The sequence below is a fragment of the Micromonospora sp. CNB394 genome (genome assembly GCF_000374985.1).
GTDB lineage: Bacteria > Actinomycetota > Actinomycetes > Mycobacteriales > Micromonosporaceae > Micromonospora > Micromonospora marina.
In genome coordinates this window covers 92,642-119,456 of record NZ_KB895837.1, presented here as the reverse complement: position 1 = coordinate 119,456, position 26,815 = coordinate 92,642, and the positions used below count along the sequence as shown (strand labels likewise).

The 26,815-nt window shown below is 76.3% G+C and carries 10 protein-coding genes; 1 reads left to right on the top strand and 9 read right to left on the bottom strand.

Annotated features, from left to right (window positions below; translation table 11 throughout):
- The first annotated feature begins 22 nt into the window (after positions 1-22).
- Positions 23-2,338: a lantibiotic dehydratase gene (locus C569_RS0116405; protein WP_026268237.1), complete on the top strand. Its 2,316-nt coding sequence runs from the start codon at positions 23-25 to the stop codon at positions 2,336-2,338.
- Here the strand turns inward: C569_RS0116405 and C569_RS0116400 are convergent.
- From C569_RS0116400 to C569_RS0116360, 9 genes are read right to left on the bottom strand one after another with little or no spacing between them, the layout of a single operon-like run.
- Positions 2,306-7,627: a non-ribosomal peptide synthetase/MFS transporter gene (locus C569_RS0116400; protein ID WP_018786861.1), complete on the bottom strand. Its 5,322-nt coding sequence runs from the start codon at positions 7,625-7,627 to the stop codon at positions 2,306-2,308. The two genes, C569_RS0116405 and C569_RS0116400, sit on opposite strands and share 33 nt — an antisense overlap.
- Positions 7,624-11,964 (bottom strand): SDR family NAD(P)-dependent oxidoreductase, encoded by a 4,341-nt coding sequence (locus C569_RS0116395; protein ID WP_036346003.1) that lies wholly within the window; start codon positions 11,962-11,964, stop codon positions 7,624-7,626. Before C569_RS0116395 ends, C569_RS0116400 begins: the two co-directional genes overlap by 4 nt.
- The gene (locus C569_RS0116390; RefSeq protein ID WP_018786859.1) at positions 11,961-14,276 is read right to left on the bottom strand and encodes a lantibiotic dehydratase; all 2,316 of its coding nucleotides are present in this window, start codon (positions 14,274-14,276) and stop codon (positions 11,961-11,963) included. The genes C569_RS0116395 and C569_RS0116390 overlap by 4 nt, the downstream gene beginning before the upstream one ends.
- Positions 14,273-17,746, bottom strand: a complete 3,474-nt coding sequence (locus C569_RS0116385) for a non-ribosomal peptide synthetase (protein WP_018786858.1) — start codon at positions 17,744-17,746, stop codon at positions 14,273-14,275. Before C569_RS0116385 ends, C569_RS0116390 begins: the two co-directional genes overlap by 4 nt.
- Positions 17,743-19,392, bottom strand: a complete 1,650-nt coding sequence (locus C569_RS0116380) for a polyketide synthase (protein WP_018786857.1) — start codon at positions 19,390-19,392, stop codon at positions 17,743-17,745. The genes C569_RS0116385 and C569_RS0116380 overlap by 4 nt, the downstream gene beginning before the upstream one ends.
- The gene (locus C569_RS0116375; RefSeq protein WP_018786856.1) at positions 19,389-21,710 is read right to left on the bottom strand and encodes a non-ribosomal peptide synthetase; all 2,322 of its coding nucleotides are present in this window, start codon (positions 21,708-21,710) and stop codon (positions 19,389-19,391) included. Before C569_RS0116375 ends, C569_RS0116380 begins: the two co-directional genes overlap by 4 nt.
- On the bottom strand, positions 21,707-23,062 hold the full coding sequence (locus C569_RS0116370; protein ID WP_026268236.1) for a DUF6002 family protein: 1,356 nt from the start codon (positions 23,060-23,062) through the stop codon (positions 21,707-21,709). The genes C569_RS0116375 and C569_RS0116370 overlap by 4 nt, the downstream gene beginning before the upstream one ends.
- Positions 23,059-24,210 carry a hypothetical protein gene (locus C569_RS0116365; protein ID WP_018786854.1) on the bottom strand — a complete coding sequence of 384 codons (1,152 nt, stop codon included), beginning with the start codon at positions 24,208-24,210 and terminating at the stop codon, positions 23,059-23,061. The genes C569_RS0116370 and C569_RS0116365 overlap by 4 nt, the downstream gene beginning before the upstream one ends.
- Positions 24,191-26,815 carry an amino acid adenylation domain-containing protein gene (locus C569_RS0116360; RefSeq protein WP_026268235.1) on the bottom strand — a complete coding sequence of 875 codons (2,625 nt, stop codon included), beginning with the start codon at positions 26,813-26,815 and terminating at the stop codon, positions 24,191-24,193. Before C569_RS0116360 ends, C569_RS0116365 begins: the two co-directional genes overlap by 20 nt.

Sequence of the window (26,815 nt, the reverse complement as noted above, 5' to 3'; positions counted from 1 at the left end):
CGCCGCTGCTTACCATTCCCCCATGCCCCGAGAGCATCTCACGTCCCTGCCCGGAACTCCCTGGCACGTATGGCGTTCCGCGTTGCTCCGGTCGGCCGGTTTTCCGGCCGGCGGAATGAGCCGGTTCGCCGCTCCGGCGCTCGCCGAGGCGGCCGACCGGCACCTGCGCGGGGACGGCGACGCGGCGCGGTTCGCGGCCGCGTTCGACGCCGCCGCCGCCGATCTCGGGCAGGCGGTCTACGACATCGCCTGCGACGACGCGTTCCGTACGGCGCTGACCTGGCAGAACCCGGCGGTCCTGCTCGCCGTCGACGCGATCCGGCGCGACGGGCCGCACGCTGCGCGCAACCTGCGTCGGCGGCACCGGGAGGAGGTGATCGCGAAGTACTGGCAGCGGTACTGCCTGAAGAACGACACGGTGGGCTTCTTCGGCCCGATCTGCTGGACCGAGCTGGGCGGCGGCGGTCCGATCGCGACAGTGCGTCCCGGCGCGGTGCTGACGCGTACCCGGAAGGTGTTCCTGGAGCGGTGGGGCCTGGACGCGCTGGCGGTGGCCTTCGCCCGCGTGCCCGGCGTGCGGGACTGGCTGCCGGTGCGGCTCGCCCCGCACCTGAGTCTGCGCGACCGCGTGCTGCGGCACCCGCACCACCCGCCGCAGACGCTGCCGGCGGCGACCGCCGCGCTGGTCACGCTGGCGCGGCGCGGACCGCGGGTGGCCGATCTGGTCGCCGCGCTGCTCGCGGACCCGGCGAGCGGCTTCCGCCGGGCCGCGGACGTGCACGCGCAGCTCGACGATCTGGCCGGGCGCGGCGTCCTGCGGATCGGCTTCGACCTGCCGGTCGACCTCACCGCCGAGGACGCGCTGCGCGAGCAGCTCGCCGCGATCGGCGACGACACGGCCCGCGAGCGGGTGCTCGGCGACCTGGCCACCATCAGCGACCTGCGGGACGCGGTGGCCGCCGCCGACGGCCCGGACGCGCTGGCCGCGGCGATGTCCGCGCTGGACCGGCGGTTCGTGGAACTGACCGGCCGGGCCGCGCGGCAGCAGCCCGGCGAGGTGTACGCCGGGCGCACGCTCTGCCACCTGGAGACGGTACGCGACCTGGACGTCCGCTTCGGTGACGCGCTGCTGCAACGGCTCGCTCCGCTGGAACCACTGCTGCTGTCGGCGCGGTGGCTGACCGCGGCGATCGGGGCGGCGTACGCCGACGCGCTGGCCGCCCTCTACCGCGACCTGGCGGCGGAGTCGGCCACCGGGGACGTCCCCCTGGCCGACCTGTGGTTCCTGGCGCAGGCGGTGGTGTTCGCGGCGGACCCGCCCGCCGCTGCCGTCACCGCCGAATTCCTTGCCCGGTGGGCCAAGGTGCTGGGCCTGGCCGACGCCGATTCCGACGCCCGGGAGCTGCGGTTCGACGCCGCGGAGCTGACCGAGCGGGTCGCCGCCGCGTTCCCCGCCGACGCGCCGGGCTGGGCCGGCGCCCGGATCCACAGCCCGGACGTGCACGTGTGCGCCCCGGACGAGGCGGCGCTGCTGCGCGGGGACTTCACAGTCGTGCTCGGCGAGCTGCACGTGGCCCTCGCCGCGTTCGACACGCACTTCTTCGCGTACGGGCACCCGGACCCGCGACGGCTGCGCGACGGGATGCGCGCCGACCTGCCCGGCGGCCGGGTGCGGCTCCTGCCGCCGGTGGACTGGCCCCGGCACACCGCCCGGATCGCGGAGTGGCTGCACGGGCCCGCCGACGCCCAGCTCGGGTTCGTCGACGCGCCCGGCGCCGACCCGGACCGGCTCGTGCCGATCACCGCCCTGACCGTGCGGCCGGACGACGACGGCACACCGGCGGCGCACGCCGACGACGGCCGCCGGTGGCCGCTGGTGGAGGTGTTCGCGCCGCTGTTCGACCACCAGGTGTTCGACACGTGGAAGCTGGCCGGCAACGCCGGGCGCACGCCGCGCGTCACAGTCGACGGCCTGGTGCTGGTCCGCGAGACGTGGCGCACCACTGTGGGCGACACCGGCCTGCACACGGTCAAGGGCGAGCGGGAACGCTACCTCGCGGTACGGCGCTGGCGGCTCGCGCTCGGCCTGCCCGAGCGGGTCTTCGTCCGGGTCGACACCGAACTCAAACCCAGCTACGTGGACCTGACCAGCGGCGTCTACACCCGGCTGCTGTGCACGCTGCTGCGCGGCGCGCACGCCAAGGGCGGCGACGGGGTCGGGCTCACCGTCACCGAACTGCTGCCCGGCCCGGACGACGCCTGGCTGACCGACCGGGCCGGCCGGGCGTACGCCTCGGAACTGCGGCTACAGATCGTCGACCCGGCGCAGGTGCGGTAGCCACTCGGTGGCGTCCGCCGGCGCGTCGGGGGTCTCGGTGTCGAACAGGCGCAGCCGGCGTACGCCGTAGGCGCCCACCGCCACCACGGCCAGGGCCAGCCCGGACACCACGAACGCGAACCCGAGCCCCCGGCCGGGGCCGGTGCCGATCAGTGCGCCGACGCTTCCGGCCAGCGCGCCGCCCGGGGCGAACATCGGTTCCAGCAGCGACCCGCTCAGCGGCACCAGCACGGCGAAGCCCAGCGGCAACGTCGCCCAGGTCAGCGTCTGGATGATCGCCAGCACCCGGCCGTGGAACCGCTGCGGCACCTTCACCTGGATGATCGACAGGTAGATGCCGTTGTGCAGGCCCAGACCCAGCCCCACGCCGAAGCTGCCGAGCGCCACCAGCAGCAGGCTCGGGCGGACTCCGCTGAGCACCAGGCTGATCGCCACACCGAACGCGATGGCGATCAGCGCGGGCATCCGGCGCCGGGTCGGGCCGCCCCACACCGCGATGGCGAGTCCACCCAGGACGGCGCCGAGCGCCTCGGCGAACGCCACGGTGCCGACCTGGCCCATCGAGCCGAACGCGAGCACCATCGGCGGCACCAGCAGCAGGCTCGCCAGGCACAGGTTGTAGAGCGAGAAGAAGCCGAGCATGGCCCGGAAGCCCGGTTCCGCCCACGCCATCCGCGCGCCGCCGACCAGCTCGGCCAGGAACGGCTCCTTGCGGCGGCGGCCGAGCAGGTCGGGGAACCGCACCGCGGCCAGCACACCGATCGCCACCACGTAGCTGACGATGTCGATGACCAGGACTCCGGCCAGGCCGATCGCGGCGAGCAGGCCCGCCGCCAGCAGCGGCACCGCGAGCGAGCTGAGGCCGACCGCGAGCTGCGCGATGCCGTTGGCGTGCCCCAGGTAGCGTTTCGGCACCACCTGCGGGATCGCGGCCAGGTAGGTGATGCGTTGGAACACCGACGCCGCGCCGAGCACGCACACGAGCGTGTACACGGCTGCCAGCCCCAGCCGGTCGGTCCACAGCAGCAGCGCCAGCAACGCCTCCGCTGTCACCGCCGCCGCGCACGCGGCCAGCAGCACCCGGCGCCTGTCGAACCGGTCCGCGACGGCACCCGCCACCGGTAGCGTCAGCAACGCCGGCAGGTAGGCGATCACCCCGGACAGGCCGAACCACAGCATCGACCCGGTCTCCAGGTAGACCCACACCGGCACCGCCCACTGGGTCAGCGCCGAGCCGGTCGACGAGATGAGCTGGCTGGCGGTGATCGCCAGGAAACGACGTACGCCCGGTTGCACGCCGGTCTCGGCGGTGACCGGATCGGTGCTGGTGGCGGCCAGTTGCCAGCCGTCGCCCCGCAGCGGCGCGGCGGACGGCCCGGTGCGGCCGGGATGGGTGCGGGTGAGCACCTCGGCGAGCGCCTCGGCCCGCTGCTTGACGAAGTAGTGCCCGGCCTCGTCCAGGACCACGAGCGCGGTGGACTCGCCGAGGAAGCTCCACTCGCGGTACCGCTCCTCGTAGTACTCGGTGAGCACGTCGTGGGTGCCGACGACGGAGATCACCGGTGCGGGCACCCGGACCGGCTCACCGTCCAGCCACCCGGTGAACCGCTCCTGCGCCTCGGCGGCCTCCCGGCGTACGTGGTGGACGAACCGGTCGACCTGCGCCTGGTCCAGGTCGGCCAGCTCCGCGCCGATCGAGCGCAGGAACGTCTCGTACCGCCGGTCCGCGCCCCGCGAGTCGGCCCAGTCGACGAGCCGGCCGAGCATGTTGTCCGGCCGGGCGGTCGGGAACACGCCACCGGCGTAGATCGCCTCGATCGGGCGCCCCCGCTCGTGCAGTCGCCGGGCGATGCCGGTCAGCAGCGCGCCGCCGACGCAGTGGCCGTACAGGACCAGCGGCCCGTCCACCCGCTCCTGGATCTCGGCCACGCACCGCTCGACCAGTTCGTCGAAGGGCAGCTCGGTGTCGCGGACGCCGACGTCGTGGCCGGGGATCGCCACGGAGAACAGCGTGTGCCCGGCCGGCAGCGCGTCCGCGAGCGGCTGGTAGATGCTGGCGAGCCCACCGCCGTAGGGCACGCACACGTACGAGCGCACCCGCCGGCCCGCCGGGACCGGCCGGGTCAGCTCGTACAGCAGCGGACGCTGCCGCTCCTGGTCCGCCGGGGCGTCGATCAGCGCGGCCAGCCCCTGCACCGTCGGGTGCGCGAACACGTCCATCACGCCGACGTCGACCTGCCCGTACGCCTCGCGCAGCAGCGCCAGCATCCGGATCGCCAGCAGCGAGTGCCCGCCCAGCTCGAAGAAGTCGTCGTCCAGGCCGACCTCGGGCACACCTAGTACGTCGCGCCAGGTGGCGGCGACAGTCCGCTCGACCGGGGTCACCGGGGGACGACGCTGCGCGGGGGCGACCCCGGACGAGGGTGCGGGCAGCGCGGCGACGTCGAGTTTGCCGTTTCCGGACAGCGGCAACGCGTCGAGCGTCACGAACGCCGACGGCACCATGTACTCCGGCAGCCGCCGCTTCAACGCCGCCCGCAGTTCCGCCGGGTCCGGGGCCTCGCCCGTCAGGTACGCCACGAGACGCTGCTCGGCGGGCGTGGCGCCGCGCACGACGACGGCGGCGGACCCGACGCCCGGCTGTTCGCGCAGCACCGCGGCGATCTCCCCCAGCTCGATCCGCAGGCCCCGCAGTTTCACCTGGTCGTCCATGCGGCCGAGGAACTCCAGCGCGCCGTCGGTGCGCCAGCGGGCCAGGTCACCGGTGGCGTACAGCCGCCCGCCGGGCTCGCCGAACGGGTCGGGCACGAACGCGCCCGCGGTGAGCCCGGGGCGGTTCAGGTAGCCGCGGGCCACCTGCACCCCGCCGAGATGCAGCTGCCCGGCCACTCCGGCCGGCACCGGCCGCATCGCCTCGTCGAGCACGTATGCGCGGACGTTGCGGATCGGCCCGCCGATCGGCACCCGGGTCACGCCGGTCAGCGCGGCGGGCGTGGCCGCCCAGGCGGTGACGTCGATCGCCGCCTCGGTGGGGCCGTACAGGTTGTGCAGCGCGGCCGACGGGATCGCCGCGACGGCGCGGCGGGCCAGGTCCGCCGGCAGTTCCTCACCGCTGCACACGATCCGCCGCAGCGACCGGCAGCGGGTCGGGTCGGCCGGGCCGGCGGTGGACAGGAACGCGTCGAGCATCGACGGCACGAAGTGGACGGTGGTGATCCGCTCCCGTTCGATCAGCTCCCGCAGGTACGCCGGGTCGCGGTGCCCGCCCGGCGCGGCCAGCACCAGCCGGGCGCCCACGAGCAGCGGCCAGAACACCTCCCACACCGACACGTCGAACCCGATCGGCGTCTTGTGCAGCACCGCGTCGTCCGGGCCGAGCGCGAAGGCGTCCTGCATCCAGTCGAGCCGGTTGACGATCGCGGCGTGCTCGTTCACCACGCCCTTCGGCCGCCCGGTCGAGCCCGACGTGTAGATCACGTAAGCCGCGTTGCCCGGTCCGGCGGCAGTGCCCCCGGCGGTGCGTGGCCCGTCCGGCCTGGTGTGCGGCCGGTCGGGCGTGGTGAGCGGCAGCACGGTGCCCGGGACGGTGAGCCCGTCCGGCACCTCGTCTGCGAGCAGCACCCGGGCGCCGGCGTCGGCGAGCATGAAGGCGAGCCGCTGCGGCGGGTGGTCCGGGTCCAGCGGCAGGTACGCCGCACCGGCCCGGTGGATGCCGAGCAGCCCGGCGACCAGTCGGTGGGAGCGCGGCTCGTGGACGGCGACGACCGACTCCGGTCCCACGCCGTACGCGAGCAGCCGCCGCGCCACCTGCTCGGCGGCGGCGGACAGTTGCGCGTACGTCATCCGGGTGTCGCCGTCGACCAGCGCGACCGCGTCGGGCGTGCGGCGGGCCTGGGCTTCGAACAGCTCCGCCAGGGTGGTCCGGCGTACCGGCGCGGCGGTGGCGTTCCAGCCGGTCACGACCTGGGCGTGCTCGGCGTCCGACATGACCGGCAGCGCGTTCACCCGGGTCCGGGGCGCCGCCACGGCGGCGGCGAACAGCAGCAGGTAGCGGTCCGCGAACGCCTCCATCGCGGTGCGCTCGAACAGCGCGGTGCGGTACTCCAGCCGCAACTCGTCCCCGGCGATCTCCAGCGACAGGTCGTCCATGGCGCCGCCGAACGCCTCGCCCCGGCCGGTCGGCAGGTGGTGGAACGTGAGCTGGTACAGCGGCGGCACGCCCGGGTCGCGCCGTACCGCCAGCTCCTCGACGAGCTTCTGGAACGGCATGTCCTGGTGGTCGAGAGCGTCCAGCACGACCCGGCGGACCCGGCGGACGAGCGTCAGGAACGGTGGGTCACCCGACACGTCGACCCGCAGCACCAGCATGTTCATGAACATGCCGAGCAGCGGTTCCAGCTCGGCCCGGTCGCGGCCGGCCACCGGCATGCCCACCACCACGTCGTCGCTTCCGGACAGCCGGTGCAGCAGCGCGACGTAGGCGGCCAGCTGCACCATGAACGGGGTGGCGGCGGTCTGCTGGGACAGCTCCGGCAGCGCCGCCGTCACGTCGCCGGGCAGCGTGCGGCGGATGTCGGCGCCGTCGAACGTGAGCGTCGCCGGGCGCGGCCGGTCGGTGGTCAGCGCGTGCACGGCGGGCACGCCGGTCAGCGCCTCCCGCCAGTAGTCGCGCAGCTCGTCCCACCGGGGGCCGTCGAGGCGGTCGCGTTCCCAGGCCGCGTAGTCGGCGTACTGGACGGGCAGCTCGGGCAGGTCCGGCGCGCGGCCCGCGACGGCGGCGGCGCACAGCTCGGTCAGTTCGGCGCGCAGGTGGAGCAGGGACGTGCCGTCGAGGATGACGTGGTGCCCGGCGAACAGCAGCCACCAGGTGTCCGGGCCGAGCCGTAGCAGCCGGGCCCGCCACAGCGGGGCGGCGTCCATCGGCAGGTCGAGACCTGCGTACTCGGCGACGATCCGGGCGCGGGCGGCCTCCCGCTCCGGCTCGGGCAGCACGGACAGGTCGGTGACCGGCAGCTCCACCGGGACCGTGGGGTGGATGTCCTGGTAGAGCCGCCCGCCGTCCAGGCGAAGCGTGGTGCGCATGGCCTCGTGCCGGTCGGTGACCGCCCGCAGCGCGGCGAGCGCCTGCGCCGGCCCGGCGCCCGGCGGCAGGGTGACCGCGTCGGTCATCGTGAACAACGGCTGCCCGGGGCTGAGCTGGGCGGTGAACCAGACCCGCTCCTGGGCGTACGAGGCGGGAACGGTGTAGACGTCGCCCACCGAGGTGACGTCGTGGCGCGACTCGGTCATCCCGGCCGTCCCGGCCGGCGCAGGCGCGGGATGGGCGCCTCGACCGGTGGTGCGGCGCGCAGCGACTCGATCCGGGCGGCCATCGCCGCGACTGTTGGCGCGTCGAACAGCACCCGCATCGACAGCCGGGCACCCACCGCCTGCCGGATCCGCAGCACCAGCTGCGCGGCCACGAGCGAGGTGCCGCCGAGGCGGAAGAAGTCGTCGTGCGGGCCGACCTCGGCCACGCCCAGCACGTCCCGCCAGATCCGGGCGACCGTGGCGGTGAGGTCCCCGTCGGCGGCGGTCACCGTCGAGGTGGTGGCCGCCGTGGCCGAGGCGAGCCGCCGCTCGTGCCCGGCGACCGCCTCCACGGTGTAGGCGCCGACCGCCACCGAGCCGGTACGCCCCTCGGCGAGGACCCGCAGCGCCGCCCGCACTGCCGCATCCGGTGCCAGCCCGTCGTGGCCGGGTACGCCCTCGTCCCGCCACGCGCCCCAGGCCACCGACAGCACAGGCGCCCGCCAGCCGTGCGGGCTGCGTGCGTACGCGTCGAGGAACGCGTTGGCGGCCGTGTCGTCGGCGCGGCCCAGGCCGCCGGCGAGCGCTGTCACCGAGGAGCTGAGCAGCACGAAGTCGAGCGGCAGGTCACCGAAGACCGCGCGCAGCGCCAGCGCGCCGGTGACCTTCGGCAGCAGTTCGGCGGCCGCCTCGGCCGGTCGCGACCCGGCGGACAGCCCGGTGTCGGGCAGCCGCGCGGCGTGCACGATGCCGTCGAGTCCGCCGAGGTCGTCCTCGATGCCGGCGCGTACCGCCCGCAGCGCGTCCACGTCTGTCACGTCGGCGCGCACGTGGCGGACCTGCGCCCCGGCCCGTTCCAGCGCCTGGACCAGGTCCGGCCGGGCGGTGCGTCCGACCAGGACCAGCCGCGCGCCCCGGCGGGCCAGTTCGGCGGCGAACGCCCCGCCCACCCGGCCCAGCCCGCCGATGATCAGGTAGCGCCCGCCGTCGCGCACCACCGGCCCGGTACGCCGGCGCGGCGGCGCCGCCGCGAACCCGCGGGTCCAGCGGCGCCCGCCCAGCCGCAGCGCGACCGCCTCGGCCCGCTCTGCGCCGAGCAGTTCGTCCGCCAGCGCGTCCGCGCCCGGATCGGCCGGGTCGGCGTCGACCCAGTGGCAGCGCAGGCCCTGACGTTCCAGCGGCACCGAGCGCACCACCCCGGCCACCGTGGCGTGTTCCGGGCGCAGCAGGTCGACGCCGGTCACGTCGGCCGTGCCGGCGGTCACCACGTCCAGCGCCACGTCGGCGGCCGGCAACGCCTCCAGCAGCGTCAGCAGCGCGAGGTACCCGTGTTCCTGGGCCGCCGTCACGGCGCCGACGCCGGTGCCGGCCGGGTCGCCGTCGAGCGCCCACGCGTGCACGATCCGGGCGGCCCGGCCGTCGTCGGCGCACTCGTCGAGCAGGCGCTGGTGGTCGGCGACGCCGGCCGGGCGCAGCCGGTAGCCGTCCGGGCGGACCGCGAAGGCCGGTCCGGGCCGGACCACCGTGACGTCCGCGCCGCGCTCGCGCAGCCGGTCCCCGAGCGCCTCGCCGCGCTCCCCGGCGACGAACAGCAGCAGCGGCCCGGGCGCCTCGCCGGGCGCGGCGTCGGGCAGTTGACGCCAGACCGGCACCTCGACCACGCCGTCGTCGTACCGCTCGTCGGTGGCCGGCGCGGCGGGTGCGGCCACCGGCGCCGGATCGATCCAGTGCCGGGCGCGCTGGTACGGGTAGCCGGGCAGCGGCACCCGGCGCGGCGTGCCGGACGCGGGCACCCGCACCGGAACCCCGGCCGTCCACAGCCGGCCCGCCGCCTCGTACGCGGTGTGCCGGTCGGTAAGCCGCTCCCCCGGCGCGGGCAGTGTACGCAGCGGCGACCGGGCACCCGCCGGCAGGCTGAGCCGGGCGAGACCGGCGAGCTGCCGGCCGGGGCCGCACTCCAGGAGCAGCAGGTCCTCGGCGGCGCCGGTCGCGGCGAGCGCGGCCACCGTGGCGCCGAACCGGACCGGGCGGCACAGCTGGTCGGCCCAGTACGCCGGGTCAGTGATCTGCTCGTCGGTGAACGGCGCGGCGGTCGCGGCCGAGAACACCGCCAGGTCCGGCGCCCGGCGCGGCACCGCCGCCACGAGCGCCGCGAAGTCGTCGCGCACCGCCGCCAGCAGCGGCACGTGCATCGCGTACGGCGACCGCAGCGGCGTGCAGCCGATACCGCGCTCGCGCAGGAGGACCTCGGCGGCGGCGACCGGTTCCGGCGCGCCGCCCACCACACAGGTGTGCGGGCCGTTGCTGATCGCCACCGCGACACCGTCGGGCAGCAGCGGCGCGATCTCGTCGGCGCCGCGCTGCACGGCGAGCATCCGGCCCTCCGGTGCGGCCTGGACCAGGCGGCCCCGGGCGGCGGCGAGCCGCAGCGCGTCCGGCAGGTCGAACACCCCGGCCACCGTCGCGGCGACCAGTTCGCCGACGGAGTGGCCGATCAGCGCGTCGGGCGTGACACCCCAGTGCCGCCACAGCGCCGCCAGCGCGTACTCGACGGCGAACAGCGCGGGCTGCGCCACCGCCGGTCCGGCCAGCCGTTCGTCCGCACCGGGTCCGGCGTCGAAGATCATCTCGTTCGCGTCCCAGCCGAGGACCGCGGCGCACTCGTCCACGGCGGCGGCGAACACCGGCTCGGTCGCGGCCAGGTGCGCGCCCATGCCGGGGTGCTGCGCGCCCTGACCGGGCAGGAGCAGGCCCACCCGGGGCGGCGCCGCGGCGTCCCCGGTGGCGCGGCGCTTCGGGTCGGTGAGCGCCGCCGCAGCGCGGGCCCGGTCGACGGCGACGACGGCGGCGCGGTGCCGGTGGGCCGGCCGGCCCTCCCGCAGCGTGTACGCCACGTCGCGCAGCTCCACATCGGGCGCGCCGGTGAGCCGCTCGGCCAGCCGGGCACAGGCGGCGGCCAGCCCGTCGGCAGTCGCGGCCGACACCTGGAGCAGCTCGCCGCCGCCGTGATCCGGCTCCGGGGGTACGCGGGGCGGCGCCTCCTGGAGCACCAGGTGCGCGTTGGTTCCGCCCAGGCCGAACGAGCTGACGCCGGCCCGCAGCGGTCCCTCGCCCTCCGGCTCCCACTTGGTCAACGTGGACACCACGTAGAACGGGCTCGCCTCGATGCCGATGTCGGGGTGCGGCCGGTCGTGGTTGACGGTGGGCGGGATGAGCCGGTGCCGCATCGACAGCACGGTCTTGATCAGGCCGATCACACCACCGGCCGCGCTGAGGTGACCGATGTTGGCCTTGGTGGACCCGACGCCGCACCAGCCGCGCTCGGCGGTCCGCCGCCCGTACGCGGTGCTCAGCGCCGCCAGCTCGATCGAGTCGCCGAGGACGGTGCCCGTGCCGTGCGCCTCGACGTAGCCGACCGAACGCGGGACGACGCCGGCCACCGCGAGCGCCTGCGTGACCACCTCCACCTGCCCGGTGACGCTCGGCGCGGTGAAGCTCGCCTTGGCCGACCCGTCGTTGTTCACCGCGTTGCCGATGACCAGCGCCCGGATGTCGTCGCCGTCGGCGATCGCGTCGGAGAGCCGCTTGAGCACGACCACGCCGACGCCGCTGCCGTAGACGGTGCCGTCGGCGTCCGCGTCGAACGGGCGGCAGTGCCCGCCGGCGGAGGTGTAGCCCTCGTCGGCGACGTACCCGACGCCGTGCGGCAGTTCCACGCACACCCCGCCGGCCAGCGCCGTGTCGCACTCGCCGCTGCGCAGCGCCTCGGCGGCCAGGTGCACCGCGACGAGCGACGACGAGCAGGCGGTCTGCACGGTCATCGCCGGGCCGCGCAGGCCGAGCCGGAACGCGACGGCGCTGGCCAGGTAGTCCGGCTTGTTGCCGAGCGACACCCGCAGCTCACCGGCGTCCGCGAGCGCCCGCGGGTTCCGCCGGACGTTCAGCCACTGGTACAGGTCGGCGTTGCCGCCCGCGTACACGCCGATCTCGCCGTCGTAGCGAGCCGGGTCGCAGCCGGCATCGGTGAGCGCGGCGTGCGCGTGTTCCAGGAACAGCCGCTGCTGCGGGTCGGTCAGCTCCGCGTCCCGCGGACTCATCCCGAACAGCTCCGCGTCGAACCGGTCCACGCCGTCGAGCACGGCGGCCACCGGCACGTACGCCGGGTCGTCGAGCTGCTCGGCGGTGACGCCCCGGGCCAGCAGCTCCGCGCGGGTCAACCGGGTCAGCGACTCGGCGCCGACGACCAGGTTGCGCCAGAACTCCTCCGCCGACGCCGCCCCCGGTACGCGCAGGCTGAGCCCGACGATCGCGATCGGCTCCACTGTCTCGTTCGTCACGCCATGACCTCCGGCTCGGCCGAATCGCTGATGTGCAGGCGCAGTTCGCTGGCGTACCGGCGGCCCGCGGCGTCGGGCAGCCACGCCTGCCCGGGCACGGGCAGCAGCTCCGACACCGTCACGGCCACGTCGTCGCCACCGGCCCGCCGGGCGGCGCGCAGCAGCAGGCAGAGCCGGTTCGCGTAGACCGGGCTGCTCAGGTCCACGTAGGCGGGTTTGAGTTCGGTGGCCACCCGGACGAAGACCCGCTCCGGCAGGCCCAGCGCGGCCCGCCAGCGGCGGACCGCCAGGTAGCGCCGCGCCTGGTCGACGGCGTCGGCCAGGCCGGTCGCCCCGACGGTGGTGCGCCAGGTCTCCCGCGCCAGCACCAGCCGGTCGACTGTCACCCGGGGGTTGTGCGGGCGGTCGGTCATCAGCTTGAACGCGTCGCCCGCGTGCACCGCGATCAGGTCGGAGAACACCTCGACCAGCGGCCAGCGCGTGCCGTCCGGACCGGTCGCCACCAGCACGCCGTCCACCTCGGACACGATCGCCGCGTTCGCCGGCACGAGCCGGTCGCGCGGTGCGCCGGGCGCGTCGGCGAACGCGAGCCGGTGGTCGTCCGGCCCGGACAGGGACGCCGACAGCCGCCCACCGACGCGGGGGAAGTCGACCGGGTAGAGCGGGCGCAGCCGCCGCGGGCCCAGGTCGGCCGCGTACGCGCGCCGCAGCCGCTCCACGTCGGGGTGACAGTGCGTGAACAGCTCGGCGTTGAACGTGGCGTACGCGGCGTGCAGCTCGCCGAGCACCGCCCCGAACTCGCCGGCGGCCAGCGCCTCGGGCGACTCGGCGAACAGTTGCAGGTCCGGGCTGTGCACCCGGCCCGCGCTCCAGCCGGGGCGCGTCGCCGGGAACTCGGCGGCCACCCGGGGCGCCAGCTCGGCCGCGCCGAACCGCAGACGGGCCGTCCCGGCCGGTAGTCCGGCCAGCCCGAGCACCCGCTCCCAGCGGGCGGCGAACTCGGCGGCGACCCGGTCCACCGGCCGGTCGCCGGGCCCGAACAGCGGCCCCTGCGCGACGAACCACAGGTCACCGAGCCGGACCTGCCCGTCGCCGCGCAGGTCGTCGTACAGGTCGCGCAGCGCGTCGCCGTACGCCGTGGCCAGTTCGGCGGTGAGCCAACGCGCCGCCCGCAGCGGCAGGGCCAGCGCCGGGGCCAGCGCGTCGAGCAGGCCGCCGCCGACTGTGAGGTCCACGTCGCGTGCGGTCTCCTCGTGGCACAGCGCCCGCCCGGCGTAGTTCTGCCCGGCCCGGCGGCGCGGCGGCAGCCCGGTGAGCGCGGTGAACTCGGCGTCCAGCGCGGACAGCGCGCCGGTGAGCGCGGCCGGGTCACCGGCGGCACCGGCGACCCGGGTCCGGGCGGCGGCCAGCCGGTCCAGCCCGGCCAGCGCCCGTGCCCGGCAGTCCGGCTCGCCGATCGCGGCGATCCGCTCCCGCAGGCGGTCCTGCGCGGAGAGCCCCTGCGGCAGGTCGAAGTCCCAGCGCAGCAGCCCTCGTTCGACGAGCTGCGCGAGCAGGAGGAAACCCTCCTCGGCGCGGCGTACGCCGGTGTGCCCGTCCCGCACCAGGTCGTCGACGACGTCCCGGGCCGGGCGGGTGCCGTCGCACCGGCCCAGCGCGATCGACTCGCTCAACGACACCTGTTCCGGGCGCTGGGCGGGCCGGTGCACGACCCGGCCCTCCAGGTGCGTGTGCGGCGCCCGGACCGGGGCGAGCCACTGCCGGACCCGCGGGTCGGCGGCGAGCCGGTCGGCGTACGCGGCGAGCGCCCAGTGTTCGAGGTGGACGGCGCGGCGGCGGAGCAGCCCGGGGCCGGGCACGGCGGTGACGCCCGGCGCGCCGGGTGTCAGGGTGCCCCAGCACACCGGCCCGAAGAAGCCGATGGTCTCGCACTTGGCGACGTAGCGCTGCCAGTACCCGGCGACGACGTTCTCCCGGCCCCGGCGTCGTACGTTGCGTGGCGCGTCCGGGCCGTCGCGGACCAGCCCGTCCAGCGCCACCAGCGCCTCCGGGTTCTGCCAGGCGACGGCCTCGCGGAACAGCGGGTCGGCCGCGATCCCGCACAGCGCCGCCGACGACGCCCGGACGGCTGTGGCGTACGCGGCGGTGAACGCCGCCTCGTCCAGGTCACCGGAGAGGTGCCGGTCGGCGGCGTCGGCGCAGTCCGGCGCGGCGAACCGGTCCAGTCCGTCGGCGGGGAACCCGGCGCTGCGCAGCAGCACGTCCCGCCACACCGACCAGCCGGTGTCGCCGAGGGGGACCAGGTACGTCACCGCGGCTCCTCCTCCGCCGCCGGGCGGCGCTGGACCCGCTGACGGCGCAGCGCGCCCCGGCGCGCGGCGCGTTCCACCGCCTCGTCCCCGGCGTCCTCGCCCGGCGCGCTTACGCTGTCCAGATGCGCGGCGAGCGCACGGACGGTCGGGTGGTGGAACAGGTCCACGACCCGCAGGCTCGTGCCGAGCAGCCGGTTGAGCTGCCGTTGCACGACCGCGACCGCGAGCGAGCCGCCGCCGACGTCGAAGAAGCTGTCGGTCGCGGCCACCTCCGGTACGCCGAGCACGTCGCACCAGACCGAGGCGATCCGCCGCTCGGTGGCGGTGGCCGGGCGGGCCGCGGGCAGCCCGGCGCGGCCTCCGGCCCGGTTCACCCGGGCGACGCGGGACACGTCGCCGGCCGTTCCGGCTTCGACGGCGGTCCAAGCGGGCAGCTCCGCCACCGGCCGCTCCGGGTCGGCGGTGCCGGCACGCAGCAGCCGCTCGACGTCGGCGAGCACCTCGGTGACCAGGGCCTCGCCGTAGACGTCCGGGTTGAAGACGATCTCCACGCGCAGCCGCCCGTCCCGGGTGATGCCGTAGAGCGTGAGGTCGAACGGGGAGCCGGGCGCGGGCACCGGCACCGGTTCGGCGGTCAGGCCGGCCAGGTCCAGCCGGGGTTCGTCGAACGTATACATGTTGAACAGCACCTGCACCAGCGGGCTGCGGTCGAGCAGGCCGCCCAGGCCGAGGCCACCGACGATGCGTTCGACGGGCGCCTCCGGGTGGGCGAGCGCGGCGAGCAGTTCCTCCCAGGCGGCGCGGACGTGCGCGGCGAAGCCCGCCCCGGGCGTCTGGCGCAGCCGCAGCGGCGCGATCTCGATGAAGAAGCCGACCATCGGTTCGAAGTCGGCGGCCCGCCGGTCCACTGTGGGGGTGCCGACCACCAGGTCGGGCAGGCCGGCACGCCGGGCCAGCACCAGCGCGAACGCGGCGAGCACGGCGGCGGCCGGGGTCGCGCCGAGCCCGGCGGCGAGGTCGGTGAGCGCGGCGGTGGCGGCCCGGTCCAGCCGGGTGCGCACCGTCGCGCTGGTGTAGGTCTGTTCGGCCGGCCGGTCCCGTCCCCCGGGTAGGCGCAGCACCGCCGGTGCCCCGGTCAGGTGGTCCAGCCACCAGTCGAGGTCGGCGGCGGCGCGGCGCCGGGACCGGTCGGCGCGCCAGGCCACGTAGTCGCCGTACGTGGCGGGCAGCGGCGGCAGCGGCGGCCCGCCCCCGAGCGCGGCCCGGTACGCGGCGGCGAGGTCGGCGTAGAACAGCGACTGGGACCAGCCGTCGAACACGGCGTGGTGGGCGTAGACGGCCAGCACGTGCTCGTCGGCACCGGTGCGGATCAGCTCGGCCCGCCACAGCGTGTCGGTGGCCAGCGCGAACGGTGTGGTGGCGTGCGCCGCGAGGTGACCGGCGAGGTCCGTGCCCGGGTCGAGGTCGCGCACCGGCAGCGGCACCGGCGTCGGCGGGTCGGCGACCGCGTACGGCACGCCGTCGCGCTCCGGGATGCGCCAGCGCAGGATCTGCTGGCGCTCCGCGACGGCGGTGAGCGCGGTGGCGAGCGCCGCCACGTCGAGCGGGCCGGTGAGCCGTTCGGCGAACGCGACGTTGTACGCCGACGCGGCGGCCGGGAAGTAGCGGTCGAGGAACCACAGCCGCTGCTGCGCCGGGGACAGCGCTGGTGGCCGTCCCCGGACGACGGGGGCCGGGCCGGTCCGGGCGGCGGCGTCGGCGCGGGCGGCGATGCCGCGCGGCGTCCGCCCGGCCAGCACGTCCTCGATGGCGAGGTCGCGGCCGAGCCGTTCGCGCAGGTCTGCGACCAGCCGCATCGCCGTGATGGAGTGCCCGCCGTGGTGGAAGAAGTCGTCGTCGCGGCCGACTGCGGGCACGTCCAGCAGCGCGGCCCACGCCTGCGCCACGAGGCGTTCGGTGTCGGTGGCGGGCGGCTCGCCGGACGGGGCGGCGGCCGGTCCGGCGACGTCGAGCGCGGCCAGCCGCTCGGTGTCGATCTTCCCGTTGATGGTGATGGGCAGCGCGGGCAGGGTGCGCATCCGGGCCGGTACGGCGGCGGGCGGCAGCAGCCGGTGACAGTGGTCGCGCAGTTGGGCCACGTCGAGGCCGGTCGCCACGTACGCGACGAGTTCCTGACCGCCGGGGCCGGCGCGGACCTGGACGCTGGCCAGGTCGACGTCCGGGTGGCGGCGCAGCACCGCTTCGACCTCGCCCAGCTCGATCCGCTGCCCCCGGATCTTGACCTGCCGGTCGGCCCGGCCGAGGAACTCCAGGTTCCCGTCCGGCAGCCACCGGGCCAGGTCACCGGTGCGGTACAGCCGCTCCCCCGGCTCGCCGGAGAACGGGTCCGGGAGGAACCGTTGCGCCGTACGGGCGGCGTCGAACAGGTATCCGCGGCCCAGCCCGGGACCACCGGCGAGCACCTCGCCGATCTCCCCCGGGCCCACCTCGCGCAACTCGTCGTCGACCAGGTGGATGCGGTGGTTCGCGGCGGGCCGCCCGATCGGGATGGGCCGGGTCCACTCGCCGCTGCCCTCGAACCAGGTCACCAGCACCGTCGCCTCGGTCGGGCCGTACACGCTGATGAAGCGGCGTCCGCCCGCGGTCCAGCGGCCCACCTGTTCCGGGCCGGTCGCCTCGCCGCCGGTGACGACCAGCCGTACGCCTGGGAGCCGGCCCGGGTCCAGCAGCGGCAGGATCGGCGGCGGCAGCACCACCACGTCGACGGACTGCTCGGCGCAGATCCGGTAGAGCCGGGTCGGGTCGGCCCGTTCGGCGTCACCGGCGAGCACGACGGTGCCCCCGGCGGCGAGCGGGGCGAGCATGTCGGCCACCGACGCGTCGAACCCGATCGACGCGAACGCCAGGCACCGGGTCGCCGCGTCGAACCCGCAGAACTCCGCGATCGAGGTGACCTTCTCGGTCAGCGCCCGGTGCTCGATCACCGCGCCCTTCGGCTGCCCGGTCGACCCGGACGTGAACATCGCGTACGCGGTGGTGCCGAGCGTCGCCGGGGTCGGCTGCCAGGGCGCGGTGCCGGCGGGGACGTCCAGCACGGTCCGGCCGGTGAACGCCCCGCCGACGGGCGTACCCACCACGACGCGCAGGCGGGCCTCGGCGGCCAGCTCCCGCAACCGTCCGGGTGGCAGCGCCGGGTCGAGCGGGACGTACCCGGCACCGGCCGCCTGCACGCCGAGCAGCGCGACCACCAGGTCCGGGCGGCGGTCCACGCAGACCCCGACCAGGTCGTCCGCGCCGACGCCGTGGGCGCGCAGCGACGCGGCCAGCGCGGCGGCCCGGCCGACCAGGTCGGCGTAGCTCAACGTCCGGTCGCCCTGCACCACGGCCGGGGCGCCGGGACGCCGCCGGGCGTGCGCCGCTACCAGGTCGGGCAGGCACTCCTGCGGGAAGGGCAGCTCGGGACCGGTCATCGTCGCGCCTCGATCCAGTGCCGGGTCCGCCGGAACGGGTAGCCGGGCAGCGGCACCCGCCGGCCGGGCGGCACGGGCAGGTCGGCACCGGCGCGCCAGGCGCGGACGGCCTCGTCGCCGTCCACCGGGTCGCCGGCCGCGAGCGCGGTCAACCCGGTCACCGCCTCCCCCGCGTCGGCGCAGGCGACCGCGTCCCGGTACGCCAGCCGCCGCCGTCCCACCGCGAGCGTGTGCGCCACGTCGGCCACCGCCAGGTCGCCCTCGGCCAGCCGGACGGCCAGCCGCCGGGCCAGTTCCCGCAGCGCCGCCGGGCTGCCCGCGGACAGTCCCAGCACCACCGGGCCGGGTGCCCCGGCGTCCGGCCGGTCCGCCGCGGTTGCGGGCTCGACCAGCACGTGCGCGTTGGTGCCGCCGAGACCGAACGAGCTGACGCCCGCACGCCGCTGTCCGGCCCACGGCCGGGTCTGCGCGTCCACCTCGGCGCCCGCGGCGGCCAGGTCGACGTCGTCGTGCGCGGCGGCGAAGTGCGCGGTGCCCGGCACCTGTCCGGTGCGGACCGCGTACACGGCCTTGATCAGGGAGAGCACGCCCGCCGCGGCGTCCAGGTTGCCGAGGTTGCCCTTCACCGAGCCGAGCAGCAGCGGGGCGCGGGCGCCCCGGCGTACCCGGGTCAGCGCGTCCACCTCGATCGCGTCGCCCACCGGCGTGCCGGTGCCGTGCCCCTCCAGGTAGCCCACGTCGGCCGCGTCCCACCCGGCCGACGCCAGCGCCTCCGCCATCACCGCCGCCTGACCGGACACGCCCGGCACGGTGAAGCCGGGCCGGTCGGCGCCGTCGTTGTTCACCGCCCACCCGGCCAGCACGGCGTACACGTGGTCGCCGTCGGCGCGGGCGTCGGCGAGCCGCTTGAGCACCACCGCCCCGGCGCCGTTGCCGAACACCTGCCCGGTGGCGGCGGCGTCGTACGGGCGGCACACCCCGTCGGTGGCCAGCAGCCCACCGGGCCGCAGCCGGTAACCGGCCTGCCGGGTGGAGACCACCGCCGCGCCGCCCGCGATAGCCACGTCGCAGCGGTAGTCCAGCAGGCTCTGCCCGGCCTGGCACACCGCGACGAGCGCTGTCGAGCAGGCGGTCTGGACCGCCACGGCCGGGCCGGACAGCCCCAACGCGAACGCGGTCCGCGTCGGCAGGTAGTCGCAGCCGGAACCGGTCAGCGCGTCGTCCCAGTCCTCGGCGAGCGCGCCCGTCGCCGGGGCCAGCGCGGCATTGCCGAGCAGGTGGTGGTGCAGGTAGCGGTTGGGCGCACACCCGGCGAACACGCCGATCTGGGCCGGGTCGCGGTCCGGGTCGATCCCGGCGTCCTCCAGGGCGTGCCAGGCGACCTCCAGGAACAGCCGGTGCTGCGGGTCGAGCAGCGCCGCCGCCGCGGCGGGATAGCCGAACAGGTCCGCGTCGAAGCCGTCCAGGTCGTCGAGCCGGCCGAACGCCGGCACCCAGTCCGGGCCGGTGGGCGTGCCCTTCCCCACCGGGGTCCGGTGCACCGAGTCCACTCCGGCCAGGAGGTTGCGCCACAGCGCCTGCGCGTCGGCCGCGCCGGGCACCCGGCAGGACAGGCCCACCACCGCGATCCGGTCGTCCTCGCTCACGCCCGTCCCTCCCCGCCGCCGGCGGCCCGCGCGGCGGCGCGGCGGGCCATCCGGCGGCCGACCGCGGCCAGCCGGCCGTCCTCCGGTACGCCCGCGGCGTCCCCGGGCCTGGCCAGGTGCGCGGCCAGCGCCGCCACCGTCGGGAACTCCACCAGCCGGGCCAGCGGCACCCGGCGGCCGAGGTGTTCCTCCAGGTACCCCTGCACCAGGGCGAGCTGGAGCGAGTGCCCACCCGCTTCGAAGAAGTTCACCAGGCGGTCCACGGCGGGCAGTCCGAGCACGGCGCACCAGCCCGCGGCGATGGTCTGCTCGACCGGTCCGGACGGCGGCCCCCCGGCGTCCGGGCGTCCGGCGTCCGGGTCGGGCAGGGCGGCCTGGTCGAGCTTGCCGGTCGGCCCGATCGGCAGCTCCGGCACCGCCACCACCGCCCGGGGCACCATGAAGTCCGGCAGTACGGCGGCCAGCCGTTCCCGCAGCGCTGCCGTCTCGACGAGCGCCCCGGCCACACCGACCACGTACGCGACGATCTCCTGCTCGCCCGCGCCGGACGCACCGTGCCGCGCCACCACCGCCGCGCGGGCCACCCCGGGTAGCGCCGCCAGGCACGCCTCGATCTCGCCCAGCTCCACCCGGTGGCCACGGATCTTCACCATCCGGTCACCGCGGCCCAGGTAGACGAGCATGCCGTCGGGCAGCCGCCGCGCGACGTCCCCGGTCCGGTACGCGCGCACCCCGTCGTGCTCGGTGAACCGGGCCGCGGTCAGCTCCGGCAGGCCCAGGTATCCGAGCGCGACGTGCGGGGTCCGCACGACCACCTCGCCGGTGAGGCAGACGGGACGTCCGGCCGGGTCGGTCAGCACCACCTCGACGTCCGGCAGCGGATGCCCGATCGGCACGACCGCCCGCTCCGGGTCCACGCCCGGCGGCAGGTGGTGCTGCGCGGCGAAGCTGATCTCGGTGGTGCCGTACCCGTTGACGAACACCACGCCCGGCGCGAACGACCGCCGGGCCAGCACCACGTCGTGCCGGGTGACCTCCTCGCCGCCGAGAACCACGGCACGGACCGACGGCAGCCGCCCGCGCTCGCCGAGACTCGCCACCACGTACCGGAAGACGGTCGGGGTGGAGTGGTAGACGGTCACCCCCCGATCGGCGAGCGCACCGGTCAGGTGACCGAGGCCGTGCGTGCGGACGTCGACCGGCACGGCGGCGGCGCCGGACAGCAGCGCGCCGAACGTGTCGGTGACCGCCATGTCGTAGCCGAACGAGGTGAGCACGCTCGTGCGGTCGTCCGGCCGGACGGCGAAGTTGCGCACGTGGTTGCGGACGCCGAACAGCACGTTGCGGTGGCTCTGCACCACGCCCTTCGGCTTGCCGGTGGACCCGGAGGTGTAGAGCACGTACGCCGGGTCGTCCGGTCGTGCGGGCCCGGCCGGCACCGGCACGGCGGGATCGCCCCGGCGCGTCGTCACGACCGGTAGCCGCAGCCCGGCGTCGGCCGCGAGCGCGGCGGCCCGCCCGGCGTGGTCGGGATCCGCGACGATCGCCCGGACTCCGGCGTCGCGCAGCATCGCGGCCAGCCGGGCCGCCGGGTACGCCGGGTCCAGCGGCACGTACGGCGACCCCGAGGCCAGCGCCGCCAGGATGCCGGTGATCGTGGCGACGCCGTGGCGGCACAGCACCGCCACCGGTGCCGCGGCGTCACCGGACCCGGCCAGCGCCTCGGCGGTCGCGGCGACTGCGGCACCGACTTCCCGGTAGGTGACAGTCGCGTCGTCGGCGAGCACCGCCGGCCGGTCCGGGTACGCCCGCACCGCCGCCGCGAACGCGGCCGGGACGGTGTCGCCGCGTACCCGATCGGCCTCGGTGCCGTCTCCGCCGTGCAGCCGCCAGAGTTCCGGGGCCGGGCGCCGCTCGTAGCGGGCCGACGGCAGCACCCCCGCCGAGGCGGCGTCCGGATCCAGCGTGGACAGGACGTCGGCCAGGTCGGCGCGGAGGTCGTCGGCGTACTCGGCGGGCAGCCCGGACACGGCGACGCCGGCCAGGTCGGTACTCACCTCGACGGTGGCGTCGACCGGACGGCCCGGCGGTGCCGGGCGCACCGACCGGCACAACTCCCGGATCGGCGCGTCCACGGTCAGGTCCAGCGTCACCGGGTCGTCGCCGTCCCGAAGCGTCACCACCGGGGATCCGGTGTACCGGCGAACCACCAGAGCCGTGGCGGTGAGGACGACGGCGGCCGGGTCGACGCCCGCGGCGTGCGCCCGGGCGGCGAGCCACGGCGGCAGGCCGAGCGGGTGGGGCGGTGCCGGGCTCACCGCTGGTCCAGGACGGCGGCGACCACGTCGGCGAGCGTGGACACCTCGGCGTCCGCCTCGGCGACGCGGAAGTCGTCGCAGTAGCTGCCGGTGCCGTGCACCACGATCTCGTACCCGGCCGGCACCAGACCCCGGTCGACGGCGTTGCAGACGCCGGTCAGCGCCATCAGGATCGACCACTCCCGTAGCCGCTCCGGGTCGTCGGGCAGCGACAGGCCGGCGTTCGCGAGCCACTGCCGGGCGGCCGGATAGCGCCGCACGCACTCGCGCCGCGACACCACGACGCCGTCGCCGCCGTGCCGTTCGATGAGCGCGTTCATCGCCGTGGAGGTCACCGGGCGGTGGGTGTAGAACGTCGGGTCGAGAACCTCGGCCGGGTCGTCGGTGACGGCCGGGAAGCGCAGGTCGGCGTCCTGCGTCCAGACGCCCCGGCTCTCGTCGAGCGTGTACGCCGGGCAGTCGCGCCGCTCGAACGAGCCGTGGCGCAGGCTGAGCACCATGTCCGGCGTGCCGAGGTGCTGCACGAGCAGGAAACCGGGCCGGTCGGCCGGATCGGCGTCGCCGGCCGCCTCCAGCACGTCGCGGCCCAGGTTGTAGCCGAGCAGGCCGAACGCGCTGGACACGGCGTGGGCGTGCCAGCGCGCACCGGTGGCCGGCGACACGTCGGCTTCGAAGGCGGCCCGAGCGGCGTCGGCGACCAGGTAGTTGCGCAGATCCAGCGTGTACCAGAGCGTGACGCCGTGCTTGTCGTGGACGGTGCCGGCGTACTCGTCGACGAACGCGCGGCCGAGCGCCTTCACGCCCTCCGGGTCCGCGCCGGTGTACCGCAGCAGCGGGTTGACCGCACGGGTCGCCGGGTCGGCGGCGAGCGCGTCGTGGCGGAACTTGTGCCGCGTCGCCGCCGGCGCCAGCACCACGATGGACAGCTGCTCCGGCGTGACCAGCCCGGCCGCGTACGCGCGGGCCACCGAGTCGCGCAGCGCCACGCCCTTGTTGCCGGAGGTCGGGGTGACGATGCACAAGCGCTCGCCGGTGCGCCGGATGTGTTCCACCGCCCGGCCGACGATCACCAGGGAGGCGAACGTCTTCGTGGTCCGGGTGCCCGGGTTGGCGGTGAGGTCGAGCATCGTCAGGTCGTGCCCGCCGTAGTGGCCCAGCGGGGACCAGCCGACCGTGGCGGCGGCGTAGAACTCGCGTACCGCGGGGGTCAGCTCGGGCAGGTCGAAGCCGGGCGCGAAACCGGGTGTGCCGGGCGCGTCGCCGGGGACCGCGCCGCACCGCCGCACCGCCGACGCGATGACGTCGTAGTAGTCGGTGATCATGTTGCGGGTGGCCGGGGTGGTCACTGTCATCGGGGTTCCTCCAACACACTCCGGGCCGGTGCCGGCGGCACCGTTCGCAGATGGTCACGCAGGGCGGTGAACCGGCCGGCGACCTCGGGCAGCTCGCTCGCGTGCCAGCCGCCCGCCAGGTCGGGCCGGTACGCCGCCAGCGCCGCCCGGGCGCGCTGCGGGTAGCTGACCTGGCCGCCGCCGACCTCGACGCCGTCGCGGCGCCCGGCGGCCGTGTTCCACGCGACCGCCTGCGCCACCGGCAGCTCGGCGGGCAGCCGCAGCTCGGTCCGGCCACCGGTGAGCCGGACCGGGTAGCCGCCCGGGAGTCCCAGCGGCCCGGGCAGGCTCGCCGTCACCTCGTCACCGGTGGCGAGCGCCGCCACCAGGGCGGCCCCGGCGTGTCCGGCGAGCGAGTTCAGCTCCGGCCGGGGCAACGCGCGGTAGCCGGCGAGCAGCCCGGTGACGTCCGGGACGGGCCGGCCGTCCAGCCAGGCGCGTACCTCGGCGGTGTCGTCGCCGTCCGGGCCGGGCGCGGCGAGGTGGGCGTGGTGACCGAGCACCGCGAGCCGGCGCGGCCCGGGACGCCCGAGCGCGGCGTCCAGGCACGCGGCGAGCGTCGCCACGTTGCCGATGCCGCAGCGCACCGGCAGGTCCAGCGCGGCGAGCAGCGGGTTGACCGCGTCCGGGAACGCGCCGTTGACGAGCGTCGCGCCGGGCGCGCCGACCACGAGAGCGGCGGCCAGCCGGGACACCAGCTCGGCCTGCAACGCCAACGTCACCCCGAAGCCGGCCGCGGCGATCAGGTCCGTCCAGGCCGACGGTGCCGCCGCCCGCTCGTACGGCGACTGCGCGGACACGGCGCAGACCAGCACGTCGGGGCGGAGCCGGGCCATCGAGGCGGCGTCGGCGGCGTACCCGTCGCCCGGGCCGGCGGCGGGCTCGGCGGTGAACGGCCGGGCGGTGAGGTCGACCGGGGTTCCGGCGACTGCGGCGCGCACCCGCGCGGCGCGGGCGAGCGCGAGTGCGGCGTCCGGGTCGCGGGCCAGGACCGTCACGCGCAGCGGCGCCGGGGTGCGCGTCGCGGCCAGGGCGTGGCACAGTGAGCGGGCCAGCCGGCCGGCGCCCACCACGACGACGTGCCGCGCGTCAGCGGGCCCGGCTGACATCGCGTCCCGCCTCGGTGACCCGGTCGACCCAGTCGGCGAACGACCCGGCACGCAGGCAACTCGCCGGGGACACCTCCAGCCCGGCCATCTCCCGTACCCGCAGCGCCATCCGCAGCGCGGTCAGCGAGTGCCCGCCGAGGGCGACGAACGTGTCGTCGTCCTGCACCGCGTCGACGCCGAGCGTGGCCCGCCACGCCTCGCGCAGCTTGTCGGTGAGGTCGCTGCCCCGGTCCGGGGCGGGTTCGGTGGGCCGGGGCGGTGGCGGTGGCAGCTCCAGCCGGGCGACCTTGCCGTTGGGCAGGCGCGGCAGCCGGTCGACCAGGACGATCTGGTCCGGGCGCATCGCGGGCGGCAGCGCCGAGGCCAGGTGTCCCTGGAGCAGCCCGATGGTCAGCAGATGGTCGGCGGGCTCGTCCCGGGGGGTCGCGGCGGGCGGCGGGTCCTGCGGCCGTACGGCGTAGACGTAGCTGACGTCGGCGTCCGCACCGACGTTCCAGTCGCCGATGTCGTGCACCTCGAACCCGGCCGCGCACAGCAGCTCGCGCACCTGCGGCGTGGTCACGCTGCTGCGCTCGACCTCCAGGCAGACCTGGCGGATCCGGGGCCAGTGCTCGGGACGCAGCCCGCGCAGCACGCCCAGCTCGGCACCCTCGGTGTTGATCTTCAGCAGGTCGACGCGGTCCAGCTCGAAGCGGTCCAGCAGGTCCGACAGCGTCACCGTCGGCACCACGTGCGCCACCGGGGCGAGGCGGCGGCGGGCGTCCGCCAGGAGCGCCGCCTGCTCGGTCTCGTCGGCGTCGCCGCCACCGTTGCGGTAGTGCGACCGGACCAGGTCGGAGGCGGCGCCGGCGCGGTCGGCGCCGAGCCCGGACAGGTAGCTCAGCGCCGGGAAGGAAGTCAGCTCGGCGGTGCCCGCCGCGTCGGTCACGGCGGCCTCGACGACCGACGCGGACCCGGCGTAGAGGCCCAGGTTGGCGCGCAGGTACGGCAACGTGTCCGGGTTCGGCTCGACCGCGACCAGGCGCACGTCACGCGCCTGCCGGGACGCCCAGAGCGAGAACAGCCCGATGTTGGCGCCGACGTCGAGGACCACTGCGCCGTCGCCGACGCGGACACCGAAACGGGCGTACTCGGACTGGTCGAAGATCTGCCGGTAGAGGAAGACCGCCTCGTCCGGCGACGCCGCGGTGACCGCCATGCCGTTCGGCAGCGGGAACCGCGGCAGCCCGCCGACCGCCGGGGCCCGCCGCGGCTGCGGCACCACGTACCCGACCAGACGCGGGCCGTCGTCGGTGTCCGGGACGGTCACCACCACCGCGTCGTGCACGGCGGGATGCGCGCGCAGCACGGCGGCCACCTCTCCCGGCTCCACCCGGACCCCCCGGATCTTGACCTGGTCGTCGGCCCGGCCGCGGAACTCCAGGAAACCCGGCGGCGCGATCCGCACCAGGTCACCGGTGCGGTAGAGCCGCGCGCCCGGCCGCGCCGGGTCGGGGCGGAAGCGCTCCGCCGTCCGCTCGTCGTCGCGCAGGTAGCCCAGCCCGACCGCGACCCCGCCGATCCACAGCTCGCCGGTCCCGCCCGCGGGCACCGGCCGCAGGTCGTCGTCGAGCACGTGGGCGGTGACGCCGTCGATGACCCGGCCGATCGGGGCGATGCTGCCCGCGTACGGCTCGGCGCAGTCCCAGTAGGACACGTTGATCGAGGTCTCGCTCGGGCCGTACCCGTTGAACAGCTCGCACGGCAGCACCTCGCGCAGCCGCCGGACCAGCCGCATGTCCAGCGCCTCGCCGCCGCACAGCACCCGCCGCAGCGTGACGCAGCCGGCGAACTCCGGCTCGTCGAGCACGTGCCGCAACATGGTCGGTACGAAGTGCGCGGTGGTGACCGCCTCCCGCTGGATCAGCCGCACCAGGCCGAGACTGTCGAACTGCAGGCCCGGCCCGGCGACGACCACGGCGCCGCCCGCGATCAGCGGGGAGAGGATCTCGTGCACCGACGCGTCGAACCCGATCGACGCCTTGTGCAGCACCCGGTCGTCGGCGGTGAACCCGAACCGGCGGTGGCCCCAGACCAGCCGGTTGACCAGCCCGGCGTGGTGCAGCACGACACCCTTGGGCCGGCCGGTGGAGCCGGAGGTGAACAGCACGAGCGCGGCGTGCTCGCCCGGCGGCAGCCAGCCGGTGCGGTCGGTCAGGTCGGCCGGCGACCCGGCCCGCGCGGTACGCACGTCCCGCCAGCCGGTGGACGCGGGCGCGGCGACGGCGGGCGGACGGCCGGCGTACAGGACGAGCCGGGGCGTGGCCGCCGCGAGCATCTGCTCGGCCCGGCCCGACGGCAGCTCGGGGTCGACCGGCACCGCGACCGCGCCCACCGCGAGCGTCGCCAGCAGCGACGTCACGTAGTCGGCGGACCGGTTCAGGTGCAGGCCCACCAGGTCACCCGGCCGCACGCCGGACCGGCGCAGCAGCTCGACCGTCGCGCCGACCCGCTCCCACAGCGCCGCATAGCTCAGCTCGCCGTCCGGGCCGACGATCGCGGGCCGGTCGCCGTCGGCGCCGGCGGGCCGGTGCACCAGGTCGGTCAGGTAGCGCGGGCCGGTCAT

Excerpts from the sequence above, each read along its gene's own strand:
- C569_RS0116405 (WP_026268237.1), top strand. The coding sequence starts at position 23 with ATGCCCCGAGAGCATCTCACGTCCCTGCCCGGAACTCCCTGGCACGTA.
- C569_RS0116400 (WP_018786861.1), bottom strand. The coding sequence starts at position 7,627 with ATGACCGAGTCGCGCCACGACGTCACCTCGGTGGGCGACGTCTACACC.
- C569_RS0116385 (WP_018786858.1), bottom strand. The coding sequence starts at position 17,746 with ATGACCGGTCCCGAGCTGCCCTTCCCGCAGGAGTGCCTGCCCGACCTG.
- C569_RS0116370 (WP_026268236.1), bottom strand. The coding sequence starts at position 23,062 with ATGACAGTGACCACCCCGGCCACCCGCAACATGATCACCGACTACTAC.
- C569_RS0116365 (WP_018786854.1), bottom strand. The coding sequence starts at position 24,210 with ATGTCAGCCGGGCCCGCTGACGCGCGGCACGTCGTCGTGGTGGGCGCC.
- C569_RS0116360 (WP_026268235.1), bottom strand. The coding sequence starts at position 26,815 with ATGACCGGCCCGCGCTACCTGACCGACCTGGTGCACCGGCCCGCCGGC.